Here is a 22,450-nt window from a genome sequence, read left to right as displayed (position 1 = left end):
ACCGCGGCACCGCCGGAACGGCCGGGATGCGGTACGCCGCCCGGACGGTCCGGCGGCCTGCGACGGCGGAGCGGGACGCCTGGGACTCAGCCGTTCCCGCCTGTCGTGGCACGGACGTGCATGCGTTCGCCTTGGCGGCTGAAGAGACTGAGGACCTCGGCCTGTTCGCTGCCGGTGCTGCCGAACCAGTGGTCGACCTGGGTATCGAACTCCGCGACCTCACCCGGGCCCAGGACGAGGTCGAGGTCGCCGAGGATGAGGCGCATGCGCCCCGAGATCACGTAGAGCCATTCGTGCCCCTCGTGCGCCCGGGGAACCGGTGCGGCGGCCTCGACGGGGATGATGATCTTCCATGCCTGCATGCCCGAGGGATGGCGTGTGAGCGGCACGACCGTCCTCCCGTTGACCCTGCGCGGCTTCAGCCGGATGCGGGGGTCGCCGACCTGCGGGGCACCCACCAGATCGTCCAAGGGCACGCGGTAGGCCTGCGCGAGGTGGAGCAGCAGCTCGAGGCTCGGCTGGCGTTGGCCGGTCTCGAGCCGGGAGAGGGTGCTCTTGGAGATCCCGGTCGTCTCCGCCAGCGCGGCGAGTGTGATGTTCCGCAGTGTCCGCAGCCGTCTCAGCCGCGCGCCCACGTGCTCCAGTGTCGTCGCGATGTCCGCCGAGGGTGTGCTCACGCACCCATTTCACCGCTGTGTCCCGCTTTCAGCAACATTCGTTGCGCGAGATGGGACGCGTCACGATGCTGGCCGCATGAATGACTTCGGCGATGAACGTGGCGGACGAACGCCTTCGGTCCGGTGGGCGGTCGGCAGCCTGGCGCTGTCGATGCTGCTGTCGTCACTGGGCGTCAGCATCGCGAATGTCGCCCTGCCGACGCTGGCTCAAGCGTTCACAGCCTCCTTCCAAGCGGTCCAGTGGGTCGTCCTGGCCTACCTCCTCGCCATCACCACCCTGATCGTCAGCGTTGGGCGGCTCGGTGACGTCATGGGTCATCGGCGGGTGCTCTTGGCCGGGATCTCCCTGTTCACCGGGGCCTCGATCCTGTGCGGTATCGCGCCCGCGCTCTGGATGCTCATCGCCGCCCGGGCGGTGCAAGGACTCGGAGCGGCCGTCTTGATGGCACTCACGATGGCGCTCGTCCGCGAGACGGTTCCGAAGGAAAGGACCGGTAGCGCCATGGGACTGCTCGGAACGATGTCCGCGATCGGCACCGCTCTCGGCCCGTCGCTCGGCGGCGTTCTGATCGCCGGGCCCGGTTGGCGGACGATCTTTCTCATCATGGTGCCGCTGGGCATCCTCAACGTCCTTCTCGCTCATCGCCACCTGCCCGCCGACGGGCGGAGGGCGAAGACCGGCCGGAACGGCTTCGACCGTTTGGGCACGCTGCTGCTCGGCCTGACGCTCGCGGCCTATGCCCTCGCCGTGACGGTCGGGGACGGCCGTTTCGGCTGGCTCAACACGGCCCTGCTGCTGGCGGCCGCCTTCGGAGGCGGACTCTTCGTGCTTGCGGAGGCGAGAGTGGTGTCGCCGTTGATCCGGCTGGCGGCGTTCCGCAACGCGGTGTTGAGTTCCGGGCTGGCCATGAACGCGCTCGTCTCGACGGTGATGATGACGACGCTGGTGGTGGGGCCGTTCTACCTCTCCCGTACGCTCGGGCTCAACGAGGCGCTGGTCGGAGTCGTCATGTCGATCGGCCCGATCCTCTCCGCCCTGAGCGGTGTCCCGGCCGGTCGTATCGTCGACCGTTCGGGGGCGCCGTTCGCCGTCATCGTCGGGCTCACCGGCATGACGGCCGGTTCCGTCGCCCTGTCCGTGCTTCCGGCGATGCTGGGCGTCGCGGGCTACATCGCCGCCATCGCCGTCCTGACCCCCGGCTATCAGCTGTTCCTGGCGGCCAACAACACCGCCGTCATGATGGATGTCGGCCCGGAGCAGCGGGGCGTCATCTCCGGCATGCTCAGCCTGTCGCGCAATCTCGGGCTCATCACCGGCGCATCGGTCATGGGCGCCGTGTTCGCCTTCGCCTCGGCGACGACCGACATCACGACAGCGAGTCCCGAGGCCGTCGCGACCGGCATGCAGATCACCTTCGCCGTCGCGGCGGTTCTCATCGTCGTCGCGCCCGTCATCTCGATCGGAAGCCGCGCTCTCGCAACACGTCCTCCGTCTTCCGCGGACGTGTCATGACGCGGCGGAGGACCGGGCGGCGAGCCGCCCGGCGGCGGCCCGGGCCGTCCCTGTCGCGGAATCGATATCCCGCGGTCGCCCTGGGCGGTCACCCACCTGTGGTGACGCGCATGGCGACCGGCCGGTAGACCAGGCCGTCGGTCCAGGTCACCGACTCGGGTGGCGCCGCCAGGCGGAGGTCCGGGCACCGGGTGGCCAGGGCCCTGATCGCCTCGGTGAGCTCGACTCTGGCGAGACTGGCGGCCAGGCAACGGTGCGGGCCGTAGCCGAACGCCACATGCGGGTTGGGAGGGTGGCCGGCGAAGCGGTGGATGTCGAACCGGCCGGGATCGGGGAACGCCCGCGGGTCGTGGTTGGCGGCGTTCAGGTTCGGCATGACGACCGTCCCCGCGCCCAGCGAGCCGCTGGGGATGTCGGTGTCCTTGGTGATCCTGCGCATGAAGGCGCTGGCGGGCGGCCCGTCGAACCTCAGGATCTCCTCGACGGCGGTGCTCGTCAGAGCGGGATCGGCGACCAGCTCGGCCCACTGCTCGGGGTGCAGGAGCAGCCGGAACACACCACGGGCGATCATCGAGGCCGTCGTCTCGTGACCGGCGGTGATGAGCGAGAAGACGGTGTTGACCAGCTCGCCCTCGGACAGCCGGTCGTCCTCGTCCCTGGCCTGGATGAGCAGGTCGATGAGGTCCCCGCCGGGTTCGGACCGGTGCCGGGCGACCAGCTCGGCCGCGTAGGCCATGAACTCGGTGTAGCCCTGGTAGCGCGCCTGCTCGGTCGCCGTGGAGGTGGTGAGGAACATGTCCGTCCACCGGACGAACTGCTCGTAGCGGTCCACCGGCACGCCCAGCAGCTCGCAGATGACATGGCCCGGCAGCTGCAGCGCGTATCCCTGGACCAGGTCGAAGTCGTCGCCCAGGCCGTCGAGGAGATCCTCGGCGATCTCCGCGATGCGGGGGCGCCACGGCTCGGTCTGACGCGGGGTGAAGGCGCCGTGCATGATCCGGCGGTAGCGGGTGTGCCCCGGCGGGTCCTGGTTGATCAGCGCGTCCGGATCGTCGTCGATGCCGATGCCGCTCACCAGCCGCGGCAGCCCCGGCAGGCGCAGGTTGCGGCTGGAGACCGGCGAGGCCAGCAGGGCCCGGACGTCTTCGTATCTGACGGCCACCGGGACGCGGTCCCCGCTGGGCATGGTCGCCTGCTCCAGTGGCCCCGACTCCTGCCTGCGGGCGAACTCCGGCGGCGGCGTGCCCAGCGGGCCCGGAGGCATCTTCTGCCGGGGCCCGTTCGGATCCGGTCCTGCGGTCATCGCGACCCCCTGCCGTCCGAGGTGCCGCAAGAGGCGGCCCCCATGGAACGTACGAGGCGCCGTGCCGAGCGTCAACAGGCGGATCGGGCCGGCGCCGGGGACGGCCCCGCCGGGGCGGTTCTCGCGGACGCGAGACGGCTCAGCCGAGCGCGTGACCGGTGGTGACGTCGATGTGGCCGGGAACCGGATCATGCCGGTCTCCGACGCTCGGAGTGCCCGCCGGTTCGAACATCAGGATCGAGGCTCCCGCCGCCGACGACGGCCTGTGCTCGGTTCCGCGCGGGACGACGAAGACCGCACCCTGCGGAAGGGTGACGACGCGTTCGCTCCGCCCGGCGCCGTCGTCCCCGGTTCCGCGCAGGGCGATGGTCAACTCGCCTTCCAGCACCAGGAAGAACTCGTCGGTGTTCTCGTGGACGTGCCAGACGTGCTCACCGGCCACCTTGGCGATCCGGACGTCGTAGTCGTTCACCCGGGTCACGATGCGCGGGCTCCACAGGCTGTCGAAGCGGGCCAGCGCGGTCTGGAGGAGGATCGGTTCACTGATCACGGAGTCATCGTGGCGGGTGGCGTCCGGACGGCGCGAGTGCTAGGAATCGCATATGCCGCATGGATCCTCGCAATCGGCCACAGACCGGCCCCACCGGGTGACCGTGATCGTCGATGAGGGATCGAACCCGTTCGAGCTGGGTGTCGCGACCGAGCTGTTCGGCCTGCGCCGTCCCGAGATCGACCGGCCCTGGTACGGCCTCACGCTCAGCGCCGCCCTGCCCGCCGTCCGCATGCACGCCGGGTTCTTCACGCTCTCCGGGGTGAGCGGGCTCGAAGCGGTCGACGAAGCCGACACCGTCATCGTGCCCAACCGGCCCGATCCGCTCGTGGAGCCGGATCCTGCGGTGCTGGAGGCCGTACGGCGCAGCGCCGAACGGGGCGCCCGGCTGGTGAGCTTCTGCACCGGCGCCTTCACCCTGGCCGCGGCCGGTGTCCTCGACGGCCGCCGGGCCACCACGCACTGGCGCTGGGCGGAGGCGTTCACCGCCCTGCACCCCCGGGTCAGGCTCGAACCGGACGTGCTGTTCGTCGACGACGGCGATGTGCTGACCTCGGCGGGCAGCGCGGCCGCGCTGGATCTCGGCCTGCACCTGATCCGCCGGGACCACGGAGCCGAGGTGGCCAACACCGTGAGCCGCCGCCTGGTCTTCGCGGCTCATCGGGACGGCGGGCAGCGGCAGTTCGTCGACCGGCCCGTCCCTCCCGTTCCGGACACCGCCTTGGCCCCTGTGCTGGCGTGGGCCCAGGAACGGCTGGGCGAGCCGTTGACCGTCGCGGACCTGGCGGCGCGCGCGGCGGTCAGCCCCGCCACCCTGCACCGGCGGTTCAGAGACCAGCTCGGCACCACGCCCCTGGCGTGGCTCACGGCCGAACGGGTCACGCTGGCCTGCCGGTTGATCGAGCGTGGCGAGCCGAGGCTCGACATGGTCGCCCGGCTCAGCGGGCTCGGGACCGCCGCCAACCTCCGGCTTCGGCTGCGGCGGCAGGTCGGGCTCAGCCCCGCGGCCTACCGCCGGCGTTTCGGCCCGGCCACCGAGCCCGATCCAGCCGGCCGCTGTGGTTTTCCGGGTGGCGTAGCCTGGATTCATCCCCCCGACACGACCGGAAAGGGGATGAGGATGACTGAATCGCAGGATCCTCACTGCGGGGCATGTGGCAGCTCGAACCTGAAGATTCTTCGGTTCGCGCCGAGCGACCGGGGAGACCCTCCTCCGCACATCTACTACCAGTGCCTCACCTGCGGGGGCGAGGGTGAGGTGCTCGTGGATCGGGACTGGGCGCCTCCGGCCAAGGTGCCACACGGGCCGCCCTTGGGGTGAGGAGCCCGAGCGGCGCTGGTGCGTGCGCATCAGCGCCGTGACGGGCCGGCCACCGGGGCGCGGGTGCGGACCCGACCGGCTCGCCCGCCTGCGCGAGGTGATCCGCACACCCCACGGCACCAGGCGCTTTCGCCGATAAGGTGCATCCGTGGACACTCTGGAAAGCCTTGTCATCACCAGGCGTCTGCGCGTTCCCCTCGACGTTCCCGCGGACGCCGTGCGGGGCTGGGGCGAGGTGGCCGCCCGTCAGCTCGACGCCGCGCTGCTCAGCGTGGGGTTCAAGTGCTCCGCGGCCCTGCTCGCACGGCTGGCCGAACTGCCCGGCGAGGCGGTGGTCGATCTCGGCGTTCGTGTCCTGACCGCGGTCCGCCGGCTGGTCGGCGACCACGTGCAGCACAACGCCTACTTCATCGACTTCCCCGCCAACGTGCCCGGCACCCTGGAGTTCTGGGCCGGTCTGCTGCGCGAGACCCTGCTCGACCCGGTCGCCGCCGCAAGGGTCCGGCCTCCGACGCTCGACCTGCTGAGCCTGCCGGGATACGGCCGCTACCGGCACGCCTACGCCGAACTGCTGGCCGTACACGCGGAGCTGATCCCGCTGGCCGGTGACCGGGTGACCGTGCTGGAGCCGGGCGGGAGCCTGGAATCCGAGGCGCGTGACCTCTACTTCTCACTGGCGGGCTCGGAGGTGCCGCTCGCCGCCGAGGACCTGGCGGCGCTGCGTTCGCTGGCCTCGTTCTGCACCGAGCAGCCCGAGCGCATCCCCGTGCGCGAGAACCGCGCCGTCCTCAACGAGGTACGGCTGGCCGCCGGTCTCCCCCTGCTCGTCGACACGGTGACCGACGTGCTCCGGCTCGCCTGCGGCTCCTCCGGCGGCGATGTCACGCTGGCCACGACCACCAGGTTCCGTTCGTTCCGCCGCGCCGAGCGCCGCGCGCTCCTGGCCGCTCTGGACGAGCTGCCCCCGGCCAAGCTCGGCGACGTCGCACGCCACCGGGAGCAGTGGAAGCGGCTCGGCGAGCGACTGCACCCCCACGAGTTCCCGCAGTTCCCCCGGGCCGCCCAGGTCTTCGAGGTGGCCAGGGGCGTCCGGAAGGCCGCCGGCTTCGACAGCCGGGTCGAGGCCGCTCTGTCCGCCGGCCGTACCGCCCATGCCGTCCAGTTGCTGGAGAACGCCCCCGGCGCGCTGCTGCGCCGCATCGACCACCTGCTGCGGACCGGCTCGTCCGCGTCAGCCGTACTGGACGCCGCCGGAAGATCCGCCGAACGGGCGTCCGGTCGCGTGCTGTTGTCCCTGCGTGAGCACCTGCAGAACCGGATCGTCCCCTCCGCCGCCGGCCGCGTCTTCACCAACCGGTACGGCAGGGCGTGGACGGCCCCGGACGGCCGTGCGCCGCTCGGCGAGAAGGCGCTGTCGCGGATGCTCGCCATCCTGGACGAGGAGATCACCCGCCGTCTCCCGGACCCCGGCGAGCTCGTCGTCGATCCTGCGGTGCTCGACGTGGCCCTTCCGCTGTCGGGCAAGGCGGTCGCTCCCGGACTCGGCATGCTCCCCCGCGGGTCACTGTCCCAGGTGGACGGGGAACGGCTCAGATTCTTCGTCCACTGGCGCCAAGCCGGACGGTGCACCGACTACGACCTGTCGGCGCTCATGCTCGACGCGTCCTACGGCGACCCGACGCACATCTCGTGGACGAACCACACCAACGGCTTCGCGCACTACTCGGGCGACCTCACCGACGCCTCCGACGGCGCATCGGAGTTCATCGACATCCGCCTTTCCGAGGCGAACCGGCCGATCATCATCCCTCAGGTCAACATCTATGCCGGGGAGCGGTTCGACGAGGCCGCGGAGGCGTTCTTCGGCTTCATGACCAGGGACGCCGAGCAGGAGGGCCGCCCCTTCGAGCCGCGTACCGTGCGCATGAAGTCGGACCTGCGCGGCTCTGGCCGGATCGCCCTGCCACTGATCTTCCTCCGCGGCGACGACGGGACCTGGCGGGCGAAGTGGCTGCACCTCTACCTGAAGGGTCACCTCTGGTCCAACCAGGTCGAAGGCAACCGGGCGACCGCGTCGCTGCTGGCGCGCTCGATCGTGGAACGCGACTACCTCCGTGTCCGCTATCTGGCAGACCTGCTGCGCACGAAGAGCACCACGACCGGACGCACCACCTACATCGGGCTGGAGGCGCCGGCCGACCTCCCGCCGGGCTCGCGGGTGTACACGGCCGGCACGCTGCACGAGCTGATCCCGGCCTGATAGCGTTGGGGCCGTGAGGCCATGGGAGGGCTTCCTCCTCATCCTTTGAAACCCAGCTCTCCCGCTCTCCTCACATCCGGTGGCGAGGCCATTCGAGTGCTTCCTTCTCACCTGGTTCGAATCCGGGTAGGCCCCGAGGGCCTGCCCGGCACATCCAGCTCCCAGGCCTTCCTCGCTCACCGGTCCGCATGACGTGCCCGAGACTTGCCCGACCGGCGGCGCGGAGGGGCCGATGCGGGGCGTCACCCATACCGCCACCGGCCCTCTCGTCGGTCAGGCGGCGCGGCGCAGAGGTGGACGGCTGACCCAGGTGGCCCAGCGCCAGAGCCATTCCAGAGGGCCTTGGCGGTAGCGGCGCAGCCAGAGCGCGGACACCGGCCACTGGAGGACGAGGACGGCTCCGGCGATCAGGAGGGCCGTCGCCGAGGACCAGCCGTCCGGCGAGCCGCCGATGAGACGGGCGGCCACCAGGACGAGGACCGTGGCGGACAGGTAGTTGGTCAGCGCCATTCGGCCCAGCGGCGCGAAAACCCCTTGGAGCACCGGCCGGAGCGGTGTTCTGAGCAGGAGCAGCAGGGCGCACGTGTAGGCACCCGCCGTCAGTAGTCCGGCGAGGGCGAACCAGGAGCTGAAATCGTCGGCGCCGGCGGCCCCGGCCTCGATCTGCAGCCACAGGGCAGGCACCGCTCCCGCTGCGAAGACCAGCCCCAGCGCGGCCGGTACGCGGGTGGAGCGCTCGATCCGGTCGATCACGCCGTACCGGGTCAGCGCCGAGCCCAGCAGGAACAGCCCGGGTACCAGCGGCACGCCGTTGCTACCGAAGATCGGCGGTAACGCGATGAGGACTGCGGCGAGCCCCGCGACGGCCCAGCGCGGCAGCCAGGTCGAGGGCAGTAGCACCAGCAGGCCGACGACGGCATAGACGGTCAGGATGTCGCCCCGCCACAGCAGGAACATGTGAGCCGAACCCATGGCGAGCAGCACCAGGAGCCGGCGCAGCAGGAGAAGCCGCGGACGGGTGACGCGGGCTTGCGCGGAGTCCAGCAGCAGCGAGAAACCGATGCCGAACAGCAGGGAGAAAATCGGGAAGAAGCGTTGGTCGACGAACAGGCTCAGCCCCAGCCAGGCGTCGTTCTGCCCCGCCGTCACCACGGGCTGCGCGGCCGATCCGGTGCCGGCCATGTGGGCGATCGGTTTGACGTTGGCCAGCAGGATGCCGCACAGGGCGAACCCGCGGATGACGTCGAGTGCGGCGATGCGAGGGCGGGCGGCCGAACGCGGCTCCTCCGCGGCGGCGAAGTGACGCCCTACCGGGGAAGGGGCGGGGCCTGACAGCCCCGATGAGAGGGCAGCGGGGCCATCAGGACCGGAGGAACCGGGCTGATGCCGGACTTGCCGTGCCGAGGGGAGTCCTTCACGTGACATGGGAACCCATCCTGCGGCCCCGGGCCGGGAGCGGCACGGGTCGAAAGCAGGGTTCGCGGCGGACGAGACCGTACTTTCGACTGGTTCGGGGAAGAGGGCCGGCGGCCTAGCCTGAAACGCGTGAACGGCCTGGATCTACCGGACGGGCGCCCAGGGGGCGAAGCCGGCGTCCGAGACGTGCGGACGGCGGCCGAAGCCGGGCTCACGGCCGTATTCGCCGGTCTGCTGGCCTTCTGGGCCTATCGGATCGCAGACAGCTGGGGCGACGGCTACCGGTGGTTCGGATGCGTGGCCGGGGCGGCCGTGTGCGGGATCGCCCTGGCACGCCGGCGCGGTCGGGCGGGGACGGCGGTCGCCGGCCAGACCGTCGCGGTGGCCGCCATCCTGGCCTCCCCGGTACGGCGCCACCGCCGCGGCGGGTACGGCCTGCTCGGCATGCGCGAACGCCTGGAGGCCCTCGGCGGCACGCTCCGCGCCGGTCCGCGCCCGGGGCCGGGCGGCTGGTCCGTGCTCGCCACCCTGCCCCTTGCCCACCCGCTCGCTCGGCCACCGGCCTGCCGGGAACGTCGCCGGCCGTCTCGGGGAGCGGCCATGACCTTCCCGGAAGGGCTGATGACGACCCGACGGGGGCGCCCATGACGATCAGGGTTCTGCTGGCCGACGACCAAGCGATGGTGCGCGCCAGCCTGCGTGTCATTCTCGAGGACCAGCCCGGCATCGAGGTCGTCGCCGAGGCCGCCGACGGCGAGGAGGCGGTCACCCTGGCCCGGCGGCTGCGCCCGGACGTGTGCCTGGTCGACATCCAGATGCCCCGCCTCGACGGCATCGAGGTCACCCGCGCCCTGGCCGGGCCCGGCGCGCCCGCCCCGTTGCGGGTGGTCGTGGTCACCACGTTCGACCTCGACGAGTACGTCTACGGCGCGTTCCGCGGCGGCGCCGTCGGCTTCGTGCTCAAGGACGCCGGACCGGTCCTGCTGGTGGAGGCCGTACGGGCGGCACACGCCGGGGACGCGCTCATCTCTCCAGCGATCACCCTGCGGCTGCTGCGCCACGTGACGTCCTCCGGTGCCCCGGCCGCCCGCCGGTCCGCACAGCCGCTGTCGGAGCGGGAGAGCGAGGTCGTCCTGGCGATCGCCAGAGGCCGCACCAACCAGGAGATCGCCGCCGAGCTGTTCATCTCGCTCAGCACAGTCAAAGGCCACGTCTCCGCCATCCTGGCCAAGCTCGGCGTCCGCAACCGGGTCGAGATCGCCTCCTGGGTCCTGGAGAGCGGCCTGATGGGCGCCTGGAGCGTTTCCCATCCCGAGTGGCGCGACCCTCTTCGATCAGCCGTAGGCCGAGGACCGCCCACACGGTCTCGGTCGCTCGATGAACGGAGCGTAGAGGCGCGGGCGCGATGCGGCACCGGTTCCTTCCCGAGTCAGGTCTTCCCTGGTGACCGGCCTCGGGATGGGTTACGAGAGCCGGCGTGAACAACTATGCTGCCGCACTGCTGAAACCGTCGGCCTCCGTCGGTGGGCAGCGGATCGGAAGGGCGGGCGGCATGCCGGGGTGCGAGGTGAAGACGATGCTGGGCGAGCTCCTGGCCGCCTGGTGCCGGAACGGCTACAACATCGTCGAGTTCGATCCCGGATGGCCCTCTCCGTGCTGCACCGGTGAGCCGGACGCCGAGGGCATGATCCGATGGCTGCCGGTCGAGATGGACCGGCCGGAACCGCTGGCCGCGGTGGAAGCCGCCTTCGCGGAGTCCGGGCTTCTTCTCCACCCTGATGCGGCTGCCTTCTATGGCGGCTTCTGGTCCGGCCCGGTGGAAAGCGAGCACTCCGGCGAGGAGGTCATGCTCAACACCGTGTGGAACGAGGCGCAGCTCGCAACGACGACGGCCTCTCTGGTGATGGGAGTGCGCCTCCAGGCGAGGTCGATGCAGACGATCACCGTCCCGATCGGCGGCACCGGCTCCGACCTGTTCTTCGCCCTGGACAACACCACCGGCGAGATCCTGCTGCAGGAGGTCGGGTCCCCGCCGTTGCAGGTCGTCGCCCCCTCGCTCGCGGCGTTCCTGGACGAGTTGTGAGGGCACCCGGGAGAAGCCCCGGATGCGGCGAGGCACTGCCGGGATCGAGACGCGGACCGCACCCCGGTAGGACACCGCCAGCACCGGGATGGAGCCCTTGGACGGCGTGGCGGTTGTGATCAGCAGCCGTCATCAGGCAACAGACCATGATCAAACGGGACAAAGTTGACATCTACCTAGGTAAGGCTAACCTAATCCCCGTGACCGAGAAGATCTCGCTGCGTGGAGCCGGCCTACGTCTCAGCTACCACGGCACCACTGCCGTCGAGAGCGGCCACATCACCTTGAGGCAAGGACGCGTGACGGCCCTGGTGGGCCCGAACGGCAGCGGCAAGTCCACCTTGCTGCGAGCGCTGGCCCGGCTCCACAGGCCCGAAGCGGGAACGGTGACCCTGGCCGGTGACGTGTCGGCCCTGGACATGTCGGCACGAGACTTCGCCAAGCGGGTCACGCTGCTGGCTCAGAGCCGTCCCACGCCGTCCGGCGTGCGGGTCCGGGATGTCATCGGCTACGGCAGGCATCCCTATCGAGGCCGGTGGCGGGCGGGCGACCCCGACGGGGAGGCCGCGATCGCCAGGGCGATGGAGCTCACCGGCGTCACGGAACTGGCCGACCGCCCGGCGGACGAGCTGTCCGGCGGCCAGCTGCAGCGCGTGTGGCTGGCCACCTGCCTGGCGCAGGACACCGGCGTCCTGCTCCTGGACGAGCCCACCACCTTCCTGGACCTGCGCTACCAGATCGAGCTGCTGGAGTTGGTGCGCGACCTGGCCGACGAGCACGACGTGGCCGTCGGCGTCGTCCTGCACGACCTGAACCAGGCCGCCGAGCTGGCCGACCGCGTCGTCCTGCTGCACCGCGGCCGCGTCCGGGCCGACGGGACACCCGTCGAGGTCCTCACCGAGGAACTGCTCACCGAGGTGTACGGCATCCGCATCGACGTCACGCACGACCCGAGGACGGGGACGGTGACCACCCGGCCGATCGGCCGGCACACCAGAAGCGTCCCCGCCACAACCTGACAGGAACACGATGAACCCCCTGCGCACAGCCCTCGTGGCCGTGGCCGCCATCGCCATGCTCGGCGCCTGCGGCACCACCGAGACCGCCGCTCCGGCACCGGCCGCTTCCGGCGGTACGGCCTCCGCCGCCCCCATCACCGTGACCGACGACCGCGGCAAGCAGGTCACCCTCGACCGTCCCGCCACCAAGGTGGTCGCCCTGGAGTGGGGCGAGGCGGAGATGGTGGTCAGCCTCGGCGTCATGCCGGTCGGGGTGGCCGACGTGAAGGGCTACGGCACCTGGGTGACCGCGGCCAAGCTCGACCCCTCGGTCAAGGACGTCGGCACCCGTCAGGAGCCGAGCGTCGACTCCATCGTCGCCCTCCAGCCGGACCTGATCGTCATGGAGGCCAAGCGCGATTCCGCTCTGGTGTCGCAGCTGGAGAAGTTCGTCCCCGTCGTCGTGATGACCGGCAGTGACGCGAGCGACAACCTGGGCCGGATGCGCAAGGACCTCAAGACGATCGCCACCGTGCTGGGCAAGACCGCCGAGGCGGACAAGCTCCTGGCCGACCTGGACGCCACGCTGGCCGACGGCAAGGCCAAGCTCGCCGCCGCGGGCTTCGCCGGCAAGCCGTTCGTCATGGCCGACGGCTGGAAGGACGGCAGCAAGATCTCCATCCGCCCGTTCGGCAAGGGTGCGCTGGTCTCCGACGTCGCCACGCAGCTCGGGCTGACCAACGCCTGGACGGGCGAGGTGGACCCGGTGTGGGGCCTGGGCGCCACCGACGTCGAGGGCCTGACCGCGCTGAAGGACCCCGACACCCGCTTCTTCTACAACGCCTCCGACGGCGTCGACGTCTTCGCCGACGGCCTGGCCTCCAACGCCATCTGGAAGAAGCTGCCGTTCGTCGAGAAGAAGCAGGTCGTCAAGCTGCCCGACGGCATCTGGACCTTCGGCGGTCCGCTGTCGTCCAAGCAGTACGCCGAGGCCGTCGTGAAGGCCTACATCGGTTGAGCACCTCGGTCCAGGCCTCGCCGGCGCCGCCCACCACACCGCTGCGGCGGCTGGGCGGCGCCGGCGTGGTCCTCCTGACGCTGGCGGCGGTCGTCCTGGTCGCCGCGGTCCACGTGACGCAGGGCACGTCGTCGGTCGGCGCGCTCGACCTGCTCCGCCTGCCGTTCGGCGACGGCGAGAGCGAGGCCGCCCGGATCCTGCTGGCCTCCAGGCTGCCCCGGCTGCTGGCCGGTGTCGCCGTCGGCGTCGCCCTGGGCGCGGCGGGCGCGCTGCTGCAGTCCGTCTCCCGCAACCCCATGGCCTCGCCCGACACGCTGGCGGTCAGCTCCGGCGCCTACCTCGCGGTCGCCGCGGCGGCGGCCTTCGGCCTGACGCTGCCGCTGGCCCTGTCGGGCCTGCTCGCCCTGCTGGGCGGGCTGGCGGCGGCGGCCCTCGTGATGGCGCTCGCCGCGGGCGGCCGGACCGGAACCACCCGGCTGATCCTGGCCGGCTCGGCGACCGCGCTGGCGCTCCATTCGCTCACCAATCTACTGATGATCCTCTTCGAGGAGGAGACCACCGGGCTGTTCGCCTGGGGCAGCGGCTCGCTCGTGCAGAGCGACCTGGAAGCCGTCACGCAGGTGGGGCCGCTGATCCTGGCGGCCCTGGCCGCCGCCGTACTGGCCGGGCCGAGGCTCGACATCCTCAGCCTGGGCGATGACACCGCCACGGTGCTCGGCGTCAACGTCAGGCGGCTGCGCCTGTGGGCCACGCTCCTGTCCGTCGTGCTGGCCGCCGCCGCGGTGACCGTCGCGGGTCCCGTCGGATTCGTGGGCCTGTGCGCGCCGGTGATCGTCAGGCTGCTCCCCGGCGTGCACGGCCACCGGACGACGCTGCCGCTGACGGGCCTCGTCGGCGTGCTCATCGTCCTGGGCTCCGACATCGCGCTGCGCGCCGTCTTCGGCGGGCAGGCGGGCGTGGACGTGCCGCCCGGCGTGGTGACCACGCTGCTCGGCGCCGTGGTGATGGTGTGGCTGGCACGCCGCTACCGGGACGCCGGGCCGACCCGCCAGCCGCCGATCGTGCGCGTCGCGGCCCGCTCGCGTGCCGCCTTCCTGACCGTGGCGGCGGCCTGCGCGCTCCTGCTCGCCGGAGCGGTCTTCCTCGGCATGCTCGGCGGCGACACCTGGGTCCTGGGCGGCGACCTGGTCAACTGGCTGAACGGGCGGACCGGCCGCGGCCTCACCTTCGTGCTCGACCAGCGCTATCCCCGCGTCCTCGCCGCGGTGCTCGCCGGCGCCGCGCTGGCCGCCGCGGGCACGGCCGTCCAGGCCGTGTGCCGCAACCCGCTGGCCGAACCCGGCGTGCTCGGCGTCACCGCCGGTGCGGGCGTGGGCGCGATCTCGCTGCTGGTCCTGGTGCCGCTCGCCGGAATCTGGCCGATGTCCGCGGCGGCCATGGCCGGGGCGCTGGTCGCCGCCGCCGTGGTGTACCTGCTGTCGTGGCGTGGCGGGCTGAGCTCCGACCGCCTGGTGCTGATCGGCGTCGGCGTTCAGGCGGCGTGCACCGCCATCACCGTGCTGATCATCGTGAAGGCCGACCCGTGGAACACCGCCATGGCCCTGACCTGGCTGTCCGGCTCCACCTACGGCCGCCTCCCCGTCCAGCTCATCCCGGTCGCGCTGGCTCTGGTCCTGGTGATCCCGCTGATCGTCTGGCTCCGCCGCGACCTCGACCTGCTCTCCCTGGACGAGGAAACCCCCCGCATCCTCGGTGTCCCCCTGGAGCCGGTACGGCTGGCCGCCCTGGGCGGCTCGGTGCTGCTGACCGCCACCGCGGTCTCCGCCGTGGGCGTGGTCGGCTTCGTCGGCCTGATCGCCCCGCACGCCGCCCGTGCCCTGGTCGGCGCGGGCCACACCCGCGTCCTTCCCGTGGCCGTGCTCCTCGGCGCCCTGCTGGTGAGCCTGGCCGACACGCTCGGACGCACCGTCATCGCCCCGGCCCAGGTGCCCGCCGGACTCGTCACCGCGCTGCTCGGCACGCCGTACTTCGTCTGGTTGCTGTGGCGTTCGCGGGCACAGGCGGACGGCTGACCGGCCGGTGCCGGGCACCGATAGCGAAACGACTGAATCCAGCCCTACTGACAGCTCCGTTGAGGGGCGAGGAGCGTCCATGGCGAAGTCCGGTATGACCGCGACCCGTGTCAAGCCCGCGGTCTCCGAACTGCTCACCCTGCGTGTCGTGCGGAGCGAGCGCATCTCCGCCAACTTCATGCGCGTCACGCTCGGGGAGGGGGACATCGGCCGTTTCACTCCGATGGGCTACGACCAGTGGTTCCGGCTGTTCATCCCGGTCTCCGACGACTCCCTGTCCCGTCTGCCCGGCAAGCTGACCACGCTGGCCTATGCCAGGTACCTCACCATCCCCCGGAGCTCGCGTCCCGTCCTGCGCAACTACTCGGTGCGCGCCTACCGCTCCGAAGGCCCCGAGCTGGACGTCGACTTCGTGCTCCACGGCTCGCCCGGAGAGGGGACTGCCGGTCCCGCGTCCACCTGGGCGCTCACCTGCCGCAGAGGCGATCAGGTGGCCGTTCTGGATGAGGGGATCACCTTCAACCCCCCGGCGGGGACGCGCAGCGTCATGCTGGTGACCGACGAGACGGGCCTGCCCGCCGCCGCCGCGGTCCTCGGCTCGCTCCCGCGTGACACCGAAGGCCGGGCCTTCATCGAGCTGCCCTCCCCGGAGGACCGGCAGGACCTCGACGCGCCCGCCGGGGTGGCGGTGACCTGGCTGCCGCGCGAGGACCCGCACGAGGTGCCCGGCCGCGCGGCGTTGGCCGCAGCCCGCGCGCTGCCGGTGCCGGCCGGGCCGTTCTTCGGCTGGGTGGTGGGCGAGCAGGCCCTGCCGGTCGCCCTGCGCCGCCACTGGGTCGGTGCGGGGGTGCCGAAGGAGCACATCATGTTCTGCGGCTACTGGCGGGCGGGCGGCGGAAGGTAGGACCGGGACTGCCCGGCCCGCCGTACACCGCGACCGGGCGGGGCACCGGATACGGCCTCAGTGAGCCCTACGCCCGCCCCGGCAGAGGACCTCGCGCTAGTTGATCTCCGGTCCGCCGTCGCGCCACCGCGGTCGCGCGGGCCGTCCTCATTCGGGAAGCCGTCGAAGCGGACCGCTTCCCGGAATGAAAACACTCGAGGTTCGAACTTGCGCTCCCGGCCCCGACGACCCCTCCCCGATCAAGATCTGATCTGCGATTTCTCTTGCTTTTCCAGCTTCATGGCCCACGTACGGTTCACGCAGCATATTTTGGATCACCGGAATCACCTGCCGTCACCCGAATGCCGAAGGCGGCACAGAGGTCATCCCTGCGGGCCCGGGGCCGGATCGATCCGAGGGCGCCTCGCCCCGCCGAACCGGGAACCACTCCCGCGACCGAGGGTCGGCCTCTCCGGGCACACCGCGGTGTCCCTTTCATGAATCTCCGTGATCACGGTTGAAAACCGGCTCTGACCTGGGGCAGAGAGGGGGCAGTACGGCCTGCGCCCTGATTCTGCGCCGGTATTCGCCCCACAGCCCTCGGATCCGAGACGTCTTCCCGGCCGTCGGGCGGTGTCAAGCAACCGCCACCGCATAGACGGAACGAGCCAATCCCAACCCGCCGGTTCCCCGCCCCGGCACGATGGACCCCACTCCCGACGGACCACCCGTTCCGTTCCCCCGACCGCTGAACAGAGGAGGGCAAGATGATCCCCAAGCTCCAGCAGACAGGGACCCTCGATCTCGACACCTGGTGCGTCGTTCCCGCCGAGTCCAACCCTGACAGGCGCGAGCACGGCGCGTGGGCTGTCGCCGCTGGCGACAGCGAGGAATACGATCTCTATTTCGAGATCACCGACGCCGAGTACCCCAGGCAAGTCGCCGCGTTCATCGTGGACGCCGTGCAGGAACACGCCACCCGGCTACGGCTGAACGCCGCCGTCGACGACGTCCTACGCGAGCGCGAGCGACTCCTGGCGATCCCACACGACGCGGTGGCCCTGAACCGGCTGGCGCCCTTCCGCCTGATGGCACTGATGAGCAGGCTTGGTCAAATCGCCGGCCAGCTCGAGAACGCGGGCAAACCCCTGGAGAGCGAAGAGCGGATGGTCCGGGTGTACGGCGATGTCGCCCAGGTCGCAGCCGTGGCCCTGGCCTGGATGGAATCCATCCAGGCCGGACACAACGTGGACGCGTAGTCATTCGGCAGAGTCATTCGGCAGAGTCATTCGGCAGAGCCGTCCGGCTGAAGGGAGTCCACGATGGCCGCCAGGTGGTGGGAGACCGCATAGGCCTTCCACTCGGAGCCCGAACCCGGGCCGATGCGTTCACAGGCCGCCAAGGCGATCTGCTGATCTCCCCAGGAGAATGCCGGACCGTCCTGAGGCCAGTCGGAGGATCTGACCAAGCTCTGGCAGAGCTGGTGGAACGTGCTGTGCCCGCCGAAGGCGTCCTTGGGCCATTGGTACAAACGCCAATGCTCGGGGGTGGTGTAGCGGAGGTTCGGGACGGGGCGCGCCTCGTCAGGGGGTGGACCAGGATGATCGACGCCGTAGTCGCCATAGTCAACGGCACCAGGCCACCGTTGGCGGATCTTCTCCCACAGCGCCACCTCCAAACGGGGGATCGAAATGACCCTCCGGGTCAGGCGGCCGTCGAAGAACGCCGGTCCGGGAAACGATCCCACCGCGACGGTGACCGATTGCCAGGCACCGTCGAGAAGATGGCTCAGCGGGCCGGACACGCCGATGGCCGGATCGGCCGCCGAACAGATGAAACCGCAGTCGAGCACCACATCGGCCCGCTCCGCCGGGACACCGATGGCGTCAATTTGTTCGACGAGCGAGCGTGAATCACCAAGATTGGATGCGTAGGAACGATCCAATCGGAGGCATACGCCCATCTGATGCCTCCCGACGAGCTGCCGTATATCGTCGAGGCCATCTGGATCTTCCTCGGGGTGAACGACCGGGCGGAAGGCGTGATGGAGAGGCTCAAGCTGCGCACCGAGAAGAAGGAGAGCCTCCCTCGGGGCCATATAACCGAATCTGAATGCGAGAGGCCCTGAGTGTTTTTCATCCTGAGCAGCGGCCCTCTTCGATGAGTTGCAGGACGAGGATGGCCTGGACGATCACGGTGGCGCGACGTGGGTAGCAGCGGAGCCGGACCAGCACCTTCCACGCCTTCAGGGTCGCGGCGGCGCGTTCCCCGATCGCCCGGATACGGGCGTGGGAGCGGTTGACGGACTTCTGGTGGCGCGACAGGCGCGGCCGGTGCCGGTGGCGCTTGAATGGGGTCCGGATCGTGCCGCCCGCACCCTGATACCCCCGGTCGGCGAAGACCTGGACACCGGCGCCGGTCAGAGCGTCGATCAGGCCGGTCCGCCGGGCCGCGGTCAGATCGTGCACCGCGCCGGGCAGCGCGGGCGAGGCCCACACCGGACGGCCGGCCGGATCGGCGAGGAACTGGACGTTGACCCCGTGCCGGTGATGTTTTCCGGAGTAGTACGGCGCATCGTCGGCCGGCCGGTCGATCGGCAGGAGTGTGCCGTCGAGGATGACGTAGGCCAGGCGGGAGGCCTTGCGTGCGGCGGTGTGCACGTCGTCTGCCAGGGCGGCGACCAGGTCGACGCTCTCATGCACATAGCGCCAGGCGGTGGTGGTGCCGATGGCGAACCCGCTGGCCAGGCGGGCGTAGGTATCACCGCCCGCGCAGGTGGGCCAGAACGAGGAGGGCTTGTTGCCCGGGGCCGAGGCGACGCCATCGGGAGCGCCGTTCGGCACGGTGGGCGCGGATCAGCTCGGCCAGGCGGACGAGGGTGTGGTCAGGCAGCGGAATCGCGGCACGGTATGACAGCAACGAGGCTCCCGGTTGGGGCATCGGATCTTGGTCGACTGCTGTCTTACCGGGAGCCTCCTCTCACCTCGACCCAGCCTCCTTGCGCCCACGCTGATCAGCTCCGTCAGGTTGAAAAGGGCTCCCTGTATCAAATGTCAGATTGACGCCTTCCGGAATATATCGGCCGACCGCCTTCGCCAGCCGTGTCACGACAACTTTGATGTCCTCGTCTCTTCTTCCGGGCACGACCTCGATGATCGGCCGAATGTTGCCCTTGACCCGGTCGGCCACATGCCCCAGCGCCTGGAGAGCGGGGCGGCGTCCTTTAAGAATCGGCGTGTACACCGTCATGACATGGTTCTCCGTACGGTTGGCGAACCTACGTCCGGTGCAGCGGTCATCCCTCGCCTCCCGGCAGACCGCCATCCATCCGGTTTCCCGACGATCTATCCCGGCAGCGGGATCGTCAATATCCCCGGCGATAGGTTCCGCAGCACCCCCTCAACTCCAGATACCTTTGGGGCGGAGTTTTCGAGAGGGAAAAGTCAAAACCATGAGAATGCAAGCCGGCGAGGACAGGAACCGACCCCGAGAGGTTCCCTGGAGAAACACAGTGACCAAACCCCGCCAAGACGTTGGGGCCGACACCGGAGACCATGAGCGTCGGCAGGCCCCCACGGGCGCGAGGAGGACTTTGACCTCAGCAGCCAACGGTGTGGCCGGACCGGCTCACTCCCACGGGCGCGGGGGGACCCACGCCAAACCCCGCTGAGCTCCTCCCGGGGAATCCGATCGAGAATCTGAAGTGGAAGCGACCGAGAACGGTCTCCGAGGTGGACCGCCGGAGCGTCGTCAGCCACGCTCAGACACGAGCGCCGCCGGCCGCGGTGGAGGCCGCACAAGCCGAGCGACAGACGGCTCAAAGCGTTTTTCGCGGTCATGTACTACACCGGGCTGCGCCCCGAGGAAGCCGTCCGTCTCCGCGTCCACAACTTCACCGTCCCTCCCCTGGCCTGGAGCGCTGAGACGGAGCGGTTGGAGGAGCCCGGGCGGAGCCGCTTCTCCGCTGTATACCCGGGTCGGCGGGCAAGGTTCAGCGACCTACGTCCGCCTGGCACGGGTTTCCGGGGATGCCAGGAACGGCCTCTACCGCGGACAGTGGACTGCGGCCCGCAGTGGAACGCATACCGTCGAGTTCCTTGCGCCGACCGCAACGGCCGGTCTGGCAAGCGCACCCTCTGCCTTCCGGTCAAGGCCCCCACAATCCTCAAACAGGTCAGTGCCGGCCCCGAACCGGTCGGGAAGGGCATGTCCATCACCATGAAGGGCACGCTGTACAGACGCCCCTCCACCCGTTGGGCTTACACACCGCTCGGCGGCCATCGAGTCGTCATCCAGTTCCGCATGCAGGGCACATCCGCTTACCGGTCCGTTGGAAGCGCGACCACCATGCGGACAGGTGGTTTCGCCAAGAAGTTCACCGTTACCGCCGCCGGTCACTGGCGAGCGGTCTACCCAGGCTCTACTGCCTATGCCCCGGCGACCAGCTCTACCGACCAGGTGGACGTCCGACGATCAGATCTGCGGGCGACGGGGCGGTGGCGCTCCACCCCGAGGTGGAGCTCGGTAGTCCGCCGGTCGCCACCGCACCACCGAGATGATCTCCACGGGCGCGGGAAGGCGTTGGGAAGAGAAAGTCGCAACGGGTCAGCGACAGCCGGACGCGATGAAAGCGCCCCAGGGTGCGAGGACACGGGCCAGAGGCACTCTTGTCGAGGCCACAAGGGAGAGGGCGGGCGGGACTCGAACCCGCGACCCAGGGATTATGAGAGGTCAGGATCTTGAGACGCGGATCAGGCGGTTGACCTGGACGTCCGGCATGCCTCCGAGAGCGTGAGTCGATCTCCGGTCCGCCCATGGTCCGGATCTTGCGGTGCTATCACTCCCAGATCGACGACAGAGCCACTACGAGGAGGCAGGGCAGCACGAAAATCAGGCTGACGACGAACAGGATGGTAGCGGGGCTCGCGCTCCGATCGGTACGACGCTTGGTCTCTGGACGGAAGAGAAATTGCGTGACGTAGAGCCAGAGCGACGAGCAGATCAAGAGGACAAGCGCAACCGGGAAGGCAGCGTTGATCATCGTGGAGATCAGTTCAAACACGGGTAGAACCTAACGCTTCCCGGCAGGCACCCCCTCGCTCGATCGTCCCGTCTGCCGTCGCCCACCCGAGTCGTCTTGCCCGTGTGCAGTGACGGCTAGGCACTGAGCCGATCGTAAGTTTTGGTACTTGTCGGGGGCGGTGAGAGATCGCGTTCTGGCGGGGTCATGCACGCTGGCATGCGCCGGTTGCGAAAGCGCCCCGACATCGTTGGGGCCTTCTTCGCCGACCCGCATCTGGCCTACGTCACCGGGTAGCGGCGATAGTCCCAAAACTTATGGTCGGCTCAGTAGAACAGCACCCAGAGCTCCTGGTTGTGACGGTGGTGGTTGTGGTGATCAACCCGTCTACCAGGGGCTCTCTTGCTTCGTCAGGCGAACGCCGTACCCACGATCATGCCGTGACCAGCCGCCCATCTACCGAGGATGAAAAAGCCTCATGGATCTGCGCGGAGTTGGATGCCGAGGCTGCGGGCTGACCGGAGTCCGCACCCAGCCGCCGGCGGTGCGCAACTGTGCGCGGCGACTAAACAGGTGTGCGCTCTCCCGAAAGACGGGGCCCGAGCAAGGCTTGCATCCTTTAGGCGAGAGGGAAGCCGGCCGAACTGAGAAACCGGCGCGGGTCGCCGGCCCGCGGGCGGCGCAAAGGCGTTGGCCTCCCGGGTCGGCAAGGAGGCAATAGAGACATCCTCCGAAGAAGGCCACTCATCAATCGAAGGGAACGTAAATGCGTTCAGTACGGCAATACATGCTGAGGGCGGCATTGGCGTCGCTGACCCTCGCTGCTCTCTTCGCCGGCCTCCAGGCCGGTACCTACTCTGCAGCGGCGTCAACCGTCACATCGGCGGGACCGAATGCTCTCGCCATCCCGCATGCATATGTAGACGTCAACAGAGTGAACGCCCAGGTACGCAGCATCCCATTCCCTCGCACTTCCGCAGGCGCTGCAGATGCGCGAAACTACATTCACAACCGGAGCAGATGCGGCGATTCGTTCTGCACGATGCAGGAGGGCCCTGCCGGGTACTACAACGTGTGGCGGTTCAGCGGATGCGGCGACTTCGCTCTGGTCGGCTTCAAGGGACGCTGGGACGCACACAATCACGGGTCACTGACGGTCAATGCCCTCAGAAGCAACAAGTCGGTATTCGGCTGGTTCCGGGGGGGCTATGCAGGGGTCGTGGACTGGACCCCGGTCTGGTATGTGCGAACCTGCGGTTCATAACGCAGTCTGCGGCAAATCATGAAAGAGGTGAGGCGCTGAGAGTGAATCTCAGCGCCTCACCCCGTAAGGCCC

At 69.8% G+C, this 22,450-nt stretch carries 16 protein-coding genes and 3 pseudogenes; 11 read left to right on the top strand and 8 right to left on the bottom strand.

Annotation, left to right across the window (positions count from 1 at the left end; genetic code table 11):
* Nucleotides 1-86: 86 nt before the first annotated feature.
* Nucleotides 87-677: a helix-turn-helix domain-containing protein gene (locus tag HS041_RS14820; protein WP_196441263.1), complete on the bottom strand. Its 591-nt coding sequence runs from the start codon at nt 675-677 to the stop codon at nt 87-89.
* 76 nt (nt 678-753) lie between these two features.
* Between HS041_RS14820 and HS041_RS14815 the strand changes: the two genes are divergently transcribed.
* Entirely contained in the window at nt 754-2,190 is a 1,437-nt protein-coding gene (locus HS041_RS14815) for an MFS transporter (protein ID WP_196441262.1), read from the top strand.
* Between the two features lie 88 nt (nt 2,191-2,278).
* Here the strand turns inward: HS041_RS14815 and HS041_RS14810 are convergent, their stop codons facing one another.
* Both HS041_RS14810 and HS041_RS14805 read right to left on the bottom strand, forming a co-directional pair.
* Nucleotides 2,279-3,493 (bottom strand): cytochrome P450, encoded by a 1,215-nt coding sequence (locus HS041_RS14810; RefSeq protein WP_196441261.1) that lies wholly within the window; start codon nt 3,491-3,493, stop codon nt 2,279-2,281.
* Between the two features lie 139 nt (nt 3,494-3,632).
* Nucleotides 3,633-4,043 (bottom strand): cupin domain-containing protein, encoded by a 411-nt coding sequence (locus tag HS041_RS14805; protein ID WP_196441260.1) that lies wholly within the window; start codon nt 4,041-4,043, stop codon nt 3,633-3,635.
* A gap of 52 nt (nt 4,044-4,095) precedes the next feature.
* Between HS041_RS14805 and HS041_RS14800 the strand changes: the two are divergent.
* Both HS041_RS14800 and HS041_RS14795 read left to right on the top strand, forming a co-directional pair.
* A pseudogene (locus tag HS041_RS14800) lies at nt 4,096-5,073 on the top strand (helix-turn-helix domain-containing protein); the annotation flags it as partial.
* Between the two features lie 439 nt (nt 5,074-5,512).
* On the top strand, nt 5,513-7,624 hold the full coding sequence (locus HS041_RS14795; RefSeq protein ID WP_196441259.1) for a hypothetical protein: 2,112 nt from the start codon (nt 5,513-5,515) through the stop codon (nt 7,622-7,624).
* Nucleotides 7,625-7,897: 273 nt separating this feature from the next.
* Here HS041_RS14795 and HS041_RS14790 read toward each other — a convergent pair whose 3' ends face one another.
* The gene (locus tag HS041_RS14790) at nt 7,898-9,049 is read right to left on the bottom strand and encodes a DUF418 domain-containing protein (RefSeq protein ID WP_196441258.1); all 1,152 of its coding nucleotides are present in this window, start codon (nt 9,047-9,049) and stop codon (nt 7,898-7,900) included.
* Between the two features lie 120 nt (nt 9,050-9,169).
* On the opposite strand from HS041_RS14790, the gene HS041_RS40025 reads away from it, so the two are divergent.
* From HS041_RS40025 to HS041_RS14750, 8 genes and pseudogenes are all read left to right on the top strand, one after another.
* On the top strand, nt 9,170-9,688 hold the full coding sequence (locus HS041_RS40025) for an ATP-binding protein (RefSeq protein ID WP_307845298.1): 519 nt from the start codon (nt 9,170-9,172) through the stop codon (nt 9,686-9,688).
* A pseudogene (locus HS041_RS14780) lies at nt 9,685-10,332 on the top strand (response regulator); the annotation flags it as partial. The gene HS041_RS40025 and the pseudogene HS041_RS14780, both read left to right, overlap by 4 nt.
* A 185-nt stretch (nt 10,333-10,517) precedes the next feature.
* Nucleotides 10,518-11,123 (top strand): SecY-interacting protein Syd, encoded by a 606-nt coding sequence (locus tag HS041_RS14775; RefSeq protein ID WP_196441256.1) that lies wholly within the window; start codon nt 10,518-10,520, stop codon nt 11,121-11,123.
* 200 nt (nt 11,124-11,323) lie between these two features.
* On the top strand, nt 11,324-12,142 hold the full coding sequence (locus HS041_RS14770) for an ABC transporter ATP-binding protein (RefSeq protein WP_307845297.1): 819 nt from the start codon (nt 11,324-11,326) through the stop codon (nt 12,140-12,142).
* 10 nt (nt 12,143-12,152) lie between these two features.
* Nucleotides 12,153-13,139 carry an ABC transporter substrate-binding protein gene (locus HS041_RS14765; protein WP_230879072.1) on the top strand — a complete coding sequence of 329 codons (987 nt, stop codon included), beginning with the start codon at nt 12,153-12,155 and terminating at the stop codon, nt 13,137-13,139.
* Entirely contained in the window at nt 13,136-15,211 is a 2,076-nt protein-coding gene (locus HS041_RS14760; RefSeq protein ID WP_196441254.1) for an iron ABC transporter permease, read from the top strand. Before HS041_RS14765 ends, HS041_RS14760 begins: the two co-directional genes overlap by 4 nt.
* Before the next feature lie 79 nt (nt 15,212-15,290).
* Entirely contained in the window at nt 15,291-16,115 is an 825-nt protein-coding gene (locus HS041_RS14755; RefSeq protein ID WP_196441253.1) for a siderophore-interacting protein, read from the top strand.
* Nucleotides 16,116-16,861: 746 nt separating this feature from the next.
* Nucleotides 16,862-17,353, top strand: a complete 492-nt coding sequence (locus HS041_RS14750; RefSeq protein WP_196441252.1) for a hypothetical protein — start codon at nt 16,862-16,864, stop codon at nt 17,351-17,353.
* 26 nt (nt 17,354-17,379) lie between these two features.
* Here the strand turns inward: HS041_RS14750 and HS041_RS14745 are convergent, their stop codons facing one another.
* The 4 genes and pseudogenes from HS041_RS14745 to HS041_RS14730 form a co-directional block, all read right to left on the bottom strand.
* A complete protein-coding gene (locus HS041_RS14745) occupies nt 17,380-18,192 on the bottom strand; it encodes a beta family protein (protein ID WP_196441251.1) in 813 nt (270 codons plus the stop codon).
* A gap of 37 nt (nt 18,193-18,229) precedes the next feature.
* Nucleotides 18,230-19,013 (bottom strand): annotated as a pseudogene (locus HS041_RS14740) (transposase family protein).
* Nucleotides 19,014-19,073: 60 nt separating this feature from the next.
* Nucleotides 19,074-19,343, bottom strand: a complete 270-nt coding sequence (locus tag HS041_RS14735; RefSeq protein WP_196441250.1) for a beta family protein — start codon at nt 19,341-19,343, stop codon at nt 19,074-19,076.
* A gap of 1,588 nt (nt 19,344-20,931) precedes the next feature.
* A complete protein-coding gene (locus HS041_RS14730; protein ID WP_196441249.1) occupies nt 20,932-21,156 on the bottom strand; it encodes a hypothetical protein in 225 nt (74 codons plus the stop codon).
* Between the last annotated feature and the right edge of the window lie 1,294 nt (nt 21,157-22,450).

The sequence above is a fragment of the Planomonospora sp. ID67723 genome, assembly GCF_015711605.1.
Classification (GTDB): Bacteria; Actinomycetota; Actinomycetes; order Streptosporangiales; family Streptosporangiaceae; genus Planomonospora_A.
This window is presented reverse-complemented; position numbering and strand designations above follow the sequence as displayed.